Genomic DNA, 8,564 nt, shown 5'->3' with positions numbered 1-8,564 from the left:
AGCCGTGGCGGCATTCACATTCACGGATCAACCGGGCCGCGCCCGCGGTCACCTGCCCGCGCTGGTCGAACAGCGGCGCGGCCAGGCCGACGCCGCCTGGGAAGTTGTCGTACAGGAAGACCGCAGGCCGGAAGCGCGTCTCCTGCGCAGGGTCCTGTTCGCCGCCGTCAGGGCGGCGCATCTGGCCACGCCCGTCGGCGCCCACGGTCGCGAACCAGCGGGCGTCGCCGTCGCCCACCGCGCGGCCGATGTCCTGCGGCTCGGACATCGCGATCAGCGCCGCCACGTGGTGCATCGCATAGGCGGCACCGAGAAAGCCGTCCAGCGCCTGCTGCCGGTTCGGGAAGCACTCCGCCAGCACCTCCGGCGCGACCTCCCACCAGGCGGCGGTGGTGTGCATCTCCTGGTCCGGCAGGTCGATGTTGCCGTAGCCGATGTTCTCGTGGCTGTAGTAGCGGATCTTCTTGTAGCCGGGGATGCGCCGCACCAGGTGCACTTCGCCGTGCGCGGTCTCGGTGCGCCCATCCTGACGGTTCTCGAAGCGGTCCAGGATCTTCAGCCGCGTGTAGTCGATCGCATCAGTGTAGTAATCGACCGCGGTGCGCGTCACGAAGGCCTTGCGCCCGGCCCAGTCCAACCGCTCGACCTGGTAGGGCTGGGCCTGCACCATGTAGATCGCGCCCTCGTAGATCGTCTCGGCGGCGCTCGAGTAGTCGACCTCGGCGATGATGTCCCGGCCTCCGCCGGTGCTGTCCACCACCACGAAATTGCCCTCGGCAACCGAGCGCAGGCTCACGCTTTGGGCCGGGTAGCTGTCCTCGGTCCAGTGCCAGGTATCGTCCTCCCGGTGCAGCACGCCGTGCTCCTCGAGGTACCCGAGCAGTTCCTCGAGGTTCTCCTTCCCGAAGCGGTCGCCGCGCCGGAACGGCAGCTCGAAGGCAGCGCAGCGCACGTGGTCGAGCAGGATCAGGAGCTGGTCGGGGTCGATGCGCGCGTGCTCGGGCGAGCTGCCGAGGAAGAAGTCGGGATTGCGGATGATGTACTGGTCCAGCGGCTGGCTGCTCGCAACCAGCACTCCGAGCGACGGCCGCATGCGCCGACCCGCCCGACCCAGGCGCTGCCACGTCGCGGCGATGGTGCCCGGGTAGCCGTTCAGCACGCAGACATCCAGGCTGCCGATGTCCACGCCCAATTCCAGCGCCGAGGTCGCGATCACGCAGTCGACGTTGCCGGCGCGCAGCGCCTTCTCGGTCGCGCGCCGCTGACCGGGCAGGTAGCCGCCCCGATAGGCCGCGACCCGGGCCGGCCTGCGCGGATCGGCGTCGAACACGTCCTTCAGGTACTTGGTCAGCACCTCGACCATCAGCCGCGACTGCGCGAACACGATGGTCTTCAACCCGCTCTTCACCGCCATGCGGGCGATGCGCGTGGCCTGCGAGCGGGCCGAGGCGCGGATGCCGAGATCGGCATTCACAACCGGGGGGTTCCACAAGAGGAGGTGGCGTTCGCCGGTCGGCGCACCACTCTCGGTGATCGCAGTCACCGGTTCGCCGATCAATGCCTCCGCCAGTTCCCCGGGGTTCGCGATGGTCGCGGAACTCAGCACGAACACCGGATCCGAGCCGTAGAACCGGCAGACACGACGCAGCCGCCGGATCACATTGGCGACGTGGGAGCCGAACACACCGCGGTAGGTGTGCATCTCGTCGATGACCACGAAACGCAGGTTCTCGAAGAACTGCGCCCACTTGGTGTGATGCGGCAGCACCCCCTGATGCAGCATGTCCGGGTTCGACACGACGATATCGCCCCTGGTACGCACCGCCCTGCGGGCATCGCCCGGGGTGTCGCCGTCGAAGGTGAACGCGCGGATGCCGAGATTCGCGGCCTCGTTCAACTCCATCAGCTCGGCGACCTGGTCCTGTGACAGCGCTTTGGTCGGGAACAGGTACAAAGCCTTTGCGCGATCCTTCAGCGCCGCCTGCAGCACCGGCAGGTTGTAGCACAGCGTCTTGCCCGAGGCGGTGGGCGTAACCACGACCGTATGCCGGCCAGCGGTCACTGCATCCCAGGCCGCGCGCTGATGGCTGTAGAGCTGCTGGATGCCGCGTGTGCGCAGCGCCGCATCCAGTCGCGGGTCGAGTTCCCCGGGCAGGGGCAGCAGTTGCGCCGGGCGCTCGGGCAGCACCACGCCGCCGGTGATCCGGCCCGCGTAACGGGCCTGCAGGCGCCGCACCAGCCGCCGCACCGGATCGTCGATTCCGGTGCCCGCCTGCATTGTCCTGGCTGCGTCCGCCATGATCCGTCCCGCTCGTGAAACCCGTGCCGCATTATGATCCGGTATGGGTCAGGAAAAAAAAGCCCCGCCCCCCATACATGGGGAGCGGGGATGAAGGTCCCGCCTGGAGCCCTCCCTGCGTCAGGAGGGCCCGCGGAACATCGTCACGCTGCAGCGGGTGCCCGGCCCCTGTTGAAGTACATGAACAAGAGGAAGGCCACAACCACCGCGACCCATGCGAGATACCAGAACAACGCCGCATAGATGATCGCCATACCCAACGCACCGGCGGCCAGCACGTAGTAGGTCATCGGGATCAGCGCCTTGCGAATCAGGTCACCCTCGCGCCCGATGAGTCCCACCGTGGCGGAAGCCGCAACCACGTTGTGCACGCAGATCATGTTGCCGGCGGCGCCGCCGACGGCCTGCAGAGCGACGACGAAGGCAGCCTGGTTGGCGGTCAGGTCGATCAGGACGGCGGTCTCAAACTGGAACAGCGAGAACATCATGTTGCTGACCGTATTCGATCCAGCGATGAACGCGCCCAAAGCCCCGATGATCGGCGAGAACATTGGCCACCAGGAACCGGAGACCGCGGACACGCCTTGCGCCAGCACCACCGGCATGGAATCGTAGGCTGCGGCCTGCCCGGAATTTATGAACACCTGCACCATCGGCACCGCAAAAAGCAGGGCCACGCTGGCACCCAGGATCGTCTTGCCCGACTGCCCCCAGGCCCGGGCATAGGCGCCCTTTTCCCTATACATCTTGTGCAGGAAGTAGGTGACGATCGACGCCACCAGCAGCACCGCCCCCGGCAGGTACAGCGGCTGCGACGAGGTGTTGATGTTGGTGCCGAAGATGCCGGCCCAGGACAGGGTCACGTCGGGAGAACGCAGGAACGCGGTCACCGGCTCGACGGTACGGGTGATCACCAGCAGCGCCACCACGACGATGTAGGGCACCAGGGCCTGGAACATCGTGATCGCGGCACCGGTGCGCACCGGGTCTGGCTGATCCTGGAAGCGGCTGATCCACTCGGGCTCCCACTTGCTGCGCTCCTCGAACTGGAACACGTCCTTCGGCACCAGGAAGCCGCGCTTGGCTGCGGTGACCGTGATGGCCAGACCGACGAGGCCGCCGACGATGGACGGGAACTCCGGACCCAGCAGCTGCGCCACGAGCAGGTAGGGAATGGTGAACGCGAAACCGGCAAACAGTGCGAATTTCCAGGCCTTCAGACCCTCACGGAAGGATCGCGACTTCCCGAAGAAACGCGTCAGCATGCCGACCATGATCAGCGGGATCAGGAAACCGACCAGCGTATGGATGAAGGCCACATTCACGCCGATCTGCAACAGGTAATCCGCGAAGGCGACGTCGCCGATATGCGCCTCGACCATCTCCTGCCCCGACAGACCGGCATTGACACCGACCAGGATCGGGGTACCAACCGCCCCGAACGAGACCGGGGTGGACTGAATGATCAGCGCCGACAGCACCGCCGCCATCGCCGGGAATCCGATGGCCACCAGCAATGGCGCCGCCACGGCGGCCGGCGTACCGAACCCGGCCGAGCCCTCGATCAGGGACCCGAACATCCAGGCGATGATGATGGCCTGGATGCGCCGGTCCGGAGAGATGTCGCTGAATCCCCGCCGCAGCGTCTGCATCGCGCCACTCTCGCGCATAGTGTAGAGCAGCAGGATCGCGCCGAAGACGATGAACAAGATATTCAGTGCGGTCACGACACCATGTACGCTGGCTGCCGCCACCACCAGGAAATCCGTACCCCAGAACAGCAGCGCGATCGCCACCGTGACCACGTAGGCCAGCGGCATCGCATGCTTCGCCGGCCATCGCAGAATCACGAGGAAGACGAGGACCGTGAGTACTGGCATCAATGCCAGCAGAAACAGTATTCCCAGGTTCATGAACATGCTCCTCTGTTGTTATTGGTATCCGGCTGTGCCGCCCCGACCAAAGGGAGGCGCGCTTTCTCTTTTACCCCGGGCGTCCAGGGACTCCCTTGAGGCTGTTCTGCTAGTCGACCAACAGTACGTGCAGACTGCGCGGACCGTGGGCACCCAACTGGATCGTCAGTTCGATGTCCGCCGTGCGCGAGGGCCCGGTGATCACGTTCACGGTCCTGGGCCAGCCCTGCTCGCCGCGTTCCCTGAGCGCGACCCAGACCGGCTCCAGATGCGGAACGAGATCCTTCCCGTGCAGAACCACGATGTGATGGTCCGGCAGGAAATTCAGGGAGGTCGGATTCTCGGGTCCGGACAGGAGCACCAGGCTGCCGTTCTCCGCCACGCCGCGCCAGGCCAGGCTGACCCCGGCATAGTCTCCCCCGCGGGTCGGCCCGAAGCTGGCCTGGATCCCGGCTCCAGACCAGTCCAGCGACTCCAGCGAGGGCGCGACCGCCGCCTCGGGCGCCAGCCCGTGCCCCGAGAGGTAACCGGCCACGGCGCCGGGTACCTCGTCCAGCTTCGTGACCTCGCTCATGGTCCCCGAAACCTTCTCCAGGCCCGCGCGGAAGACCTGCTGCAGCGGACCCTTCGGTAGCTTCGGCAGCAAGGGCGCGCTATCGGTGGCCCCCTGCCGCTCATCCAGCGCCCGGCGCGCGGCATCTCCCAGCGGGCCGCGGCCCAGGCCCTGGCGGATAGCCGCCAGCACGGTTTCGCGACCGCTCATTGTCCGCGCTCCTTCTGGCGCCGCGCCCACACGGCCATGAAGGTCTCGCCCTGCGGGGCGGGCAGGTCGCGCCCCCCCTTGAACCAGCCGCCGGCCAGCGGCATGCGGGTGAAGCGCCCCTTGCGGCCGGCCAGCGTGGCCAGCATGCGCGCCTGCACGCGGGTCCCGAGCCGGTAGATGCGCGGGTGGGAAGTGAACCAGACCCAGGCCGCGAGACCCCATCGCAGCGGCTTCAACCCGAGCTTCAGCTGATACTCGCGGTGACGCAGCGTGCGCAGCAGGTCCGGCAGCGGGATCCGTACCGGACAGACCTCGGCACAATGACCGTTCAGTGTGCAGGCGTTGGGCAGGTTGCCGGCTTCCTTCAGGCCGACGCTGAGCGGCGTCAGCACCGAACCCATCGGACCGGGATACACCCAGCCATAGGCATGGCCGCCGATCGCGCCGTAGACCGGGCAGTGGTTCATGCAGGCCCCGCAGCGGATACAGCGCAGCATCTCGCGGAACTGGTCCGCCAGCATCGTCGAGCGGCCGCTGTCCACCAGCACCACGTGGTACTCCTCGGGGCCGTCGGTGTCGTCCGCCCGCTTCGGGCCGGTGCTGAAGGTGGTGTACGTGGTCAGATCCTGTCCGGTCGCGCTGCGCGCGAGGAGACGCAGCAGGGTGGTCGCGTCCTCGGCGGTAGGCACGACCTTCTCGATCCCGGCAGTCACGATGTGCACCCTGGGCAGAGAGCAGGTCAGGTCGCCGTTGCCCTCGTTGGTCACGATCACGCTGGTGCCGCTCTCGGCGATCAGGAAATTCGCGCCGGTGATCCCGACGTCGGCGTCGAGGTATTTGCTGCGCAGCACCTGGCGCGCCTCATTGACCATCTCGGGAACCTCGGACAGCTTCCGGGTCAGGCCGTATTTCTGATGGTTTTCATGGAACAGATCGGCGATCTGGCCGCGGGTCTTGTGCACCGCGGGCACGATGATGTGGCTGGGCGGCTCGTGCGCAAGCTGGATGATGTATTCGCCGAGATCGGTCTCCACCACCTCGAAGCCGGCGCCTTCCAGGGCCCCGTTGACGCCCACCTCCTCGCCCACCATGGACTTGCCCTTGGTGATCATCTTCGCGCCGGCGGCGCGGCAGATCTCCACCACGATGCGGCGGGCGTCCTCGGCGCTGGAGGCCCAGTGGACCTTGCCGCCGCTGCGCTCCACGGCGTCCGCGTAACGTTCCAGGTAGTGGTCCAGGTTCTCCAGGGTGTGGTTCTTGATCGCGACCGCGCGGTCGCGCAGGGCATCGAATTCGGGCAGACCCTCGACGGCCTTCGCCCGCTTCACCGCGAACCCGTCCTTGGCGCGGTGCAGCGCGACCTGCAGGGTCTCGTCCTTCAGAGCGTGGACCGAGCGTTCCTTGAATGCGTGGCTCAGCGATTCCATCAGCGCGACCTCCCGCCGGAACCGGGCGGATCTCCCAGACCCGGCACATCGGCCATGCCGGCCAGCACCTCGGCGACATGGTAGACACTCACGTCGCCGCCCTCGCGGCCCAGGCGCCCGGCGATGTTGAGCAGGCAGCCGAGATCCCCGCCCAGGACCACCTTGGCGCCGGTCGCGGCGATCGCATCGGCCTTGTCCGCGACCATGCGCCCGGAGATCTCGGGGTACTTCACGCAGAACGTGCCGCCAAAGCCGCAGCAGATCTCCGAGTCATTCAGTTCGCGCAGTTCCAGGCCGCCGACGCTCGCCAGCAGCCTGCGCGGCTGCTCCTTGATGCCCAGCGCACGCAGGCCATGGCAGCTGTCGTGATAGGTCACGGCACGGCCGAAGGAGGCATCGACGGCGTCCAGCCCGCGCACGTCGGTCAGGAAGGAGATCAGTTCGTGGGTCTTGCCGGCCATTGCGCGGGCACGCTGCTGCCACCCGGGCTCCGACTCGAACAGTCGGGGGAAATCGTGCAGCATGCCGGCACAGGAACCGGAAGGCACGACCACGTAGTCGAAGTCCTCGAAAGCCTCGATGGTGTTGCGCGCGGTCCGCGCGGCACCGGCGAGGTCCCCGTTATTGTAGGAGGGCTGCCCGCAGCAGGTCTGGGTCTGCGGAACCTCGACGCTGCACCCGACTTTCTCCAGCAGCGCAACCGCGGCGAGCCCCACATTGGGACGGTAGATGTCGGCCAGGCAGGTGACGAAGAGGCCGACCCTGGGGTGATCGATCGGCGTGTCGGTGATGGATTCACTCCCCGTAGCGCTCATCGACCGTGCCCGGGGAGGAGGAACACGACTCGGTTCCCGTGGGACGCTGCGCGCATTGCTGCGGGGCTGGGCATATCTGGAACCATCCGTCGGCCGTTGGATTCGCCTGTCCGGAGTTTATAGTCGATATCGGCGCGGTCCGAAAGGTCCGGTTCCATTTCCCTGCCCAGCCGTACCCCTGGCAGCCTGTCGGACTTGGGTGCCCGTAGCGAGCCGCGTGGGGGAGCGAGGGCAGTTTTTCATGATATCGAGGCGCATAGTGGTTCTAAGCAACGAGAGATCAGGGAAAAATGCACCGCTCCTCCCACTGGCGCAGCAGGAGCAGCCCAAGTCCGACAGGCTGCTAGAGCAGGCGGTGAGGCTGCTCGTCACCCAGACTCAGCACCTGCTGCGCCAGTGCGATCGCCTGGTCGCAGAAGACGTCCAGGTCGCGCCAGCGCCCCGAGACATCGAGCTCGCGATCCAGTTCGGGACTCAGCACGCGCAGCGCGAAATCGCCGATCGCGTCCGGGCTGCGTATCGAGAGCACGTAGAATTGCGGTTCCTGCGCGCCGTCCTGCACCGTCGCGAAGACATAGCGGTAATCGACACCGTCGTCGCTCTCGATATCACCAAGCACGACGATGGAGAAATCCCCCAGCTTGTAACGGCGCTGGGGAATGGCGGTCCTGATGCCGGGAGCCTTCATCGATCCTCCTCCTTCTCCGTTTTCCTCTGCCCCGCTGCGCCGTCGCGGGACACCCGGATCCTGGCGCGATGCGCCGTACAGGGCAAGACAATAGACTGGAATCCGCCTCACCCCCAACCGGAAGGCCCATGACGCCACACCGATCCGACGCCCCCGAGGACATCCTGAGCGAGGCCGAACTGCTCGACGAACCGGGCGGGAAGACCCTGCGCCTGCGTTTTGAGGGCCCCTTCGAAGGCCGGCGGGTCACCTGGCTGGCCACCCTGCACGCCCTTCTGGAGTCCCATTCGACCGACCTGGCGCGCCAGTCCGCCGCCAATTACATCGAAATCGGTGCAGCAGGCCCGGATGCAGTGCCGATCACGGTGGGATTGCCGGTGGAGCGGATCGATCCGCCCACGGTGCGCAAGGCGATGATCATGATCCGCCGCTACAAGCGGCTGCAACGGGGACGGCACGAATACACACCGTTGACCGAGGGGTGAGGGGAGCCGCAAACCGTAGGTCGGGTTAGCCCAAAGGGCGTAACCCGACGGGTCTCGCACCCAACCATGGCCACAAACCGGCGTCGTCCTGGGCACCCCCGGAACGTCGGGTTACGCTGCGCTAACTTTCATGGCCTCGGGCCACCCCCGACCATGAAAGGCCATTGGCCATGG

At 66.7% G+C, this 8,564-nt stretch carries 7 protein-coding genes; 1 reads left to right on the top strand and 6 read right to left on the bottom strand.

The window, feature by feature from the left end:
• The 6 genes from EA346_RS11335 to EA346_RS11310 all read right to left on the bottom strand — a co-directional run.
• Positions 1-2,299 (bottom strand): DEAD/DEAH box helicase (locus EA346_RS11335; RefSeq protein ID WP_296758640.1); only part of this gene is annotated, 2,299 nt, incomplete at its 3' end.
• Positions 2,300-2,442: 143 nt separating this feature from the next.
• Positions 2,443-4,212: an L-lactate permease gene (locus EA346_RS11330; RefSeq protein WP_296758636.1), complete on the bottom strand. Its 1,770-nt coding sequence runs from the start codon at positions 4,210-4,212 to the stop codon at positions 2,443-2,445.
• 109 nt (positions 4,213-4,321) lie between these two features.
• Entirely contained in the window at positions 4,322-4,975 is a 654-nt protein-coding gene (locus EA346_RS11325) for an LUD domain-containing protein (RefSeq protein ID WP_296758634.1), read from the bottom strand.
• Positions 4,972-6,402 carry a LutB/LldF family L-lactate oxidation iron-sulfur protein gene (locus EA346_RS11320; protein ID WP_296758632.1) on the bottom strand — a complete coding sequence of 477 codons (1,431 nt, stop codon included), beginning with the start codon at positions 6,400-6,402 and terminating at the stop codon, positions 4,972-4,974. The genes EA346_RS11325 and EA346_RS11320 overlap by 4 nt, the downstream gene beginning before the upstream one ends.
• Positions 6,402-7,217 carry a (Fe-S)-binding protein gene (locus tag EA346_RS11315; protein WP_296758630.1) on the bottom strand — a complete coding sequence of 272 codons (816 nt, stop codon included), beginning with the start codon at positions 7,215-7,217 and terminating at the stop codon, positions 6,402-6,404. Before EA346_RS11315 ends, EA346_RS11320 begins: the two co-directional genes overlap by 1 nt.
• A 343-nt stretch (positions 7,218-7,560) precedes the next feature.
• Complete coding sequence (locus tag EA346_RS11310; protein WP_296758629.1) at positions 7,561-7,905, bottom strand: hypothetical protein; 345 nt, start codon at positions 7,903-7,905, stop codon at positions 7,561-7,563.
• A 128-nt stretch (positions 7,906-8,033) separates the two neighbouring features.
• Here EA346_RS11310 and EA346_RS11305 point away from each other — a divergent pair, with 128 nt between their 5' ends.
• On the top strand, positions 8,034-8,390 hold the full coding sequence (locus tag EA346_RS11305; RefSeq protein ID WP_296758626.1) for a hypothetical protein: 357 nt from the start codon (positions 8,034-8,036) through the stop codon (positions 8,388-8,390).
• Positions 8,391-8,564 lie beyond the last annotated feature (174 nt).

The organism is Thioalkalivibrio sp., assembly GCF_007692535.1.
Classification (GTDB): Bacteria; Pseudomonadota; Gammaproteobacteria; order Ectothiorhodospirales; family Ectothiorhodospiraceae; genus Thioalkalivibrio.
This window is presented reverse-complemented; position numbering and strand designations above follow the sequence as displayed.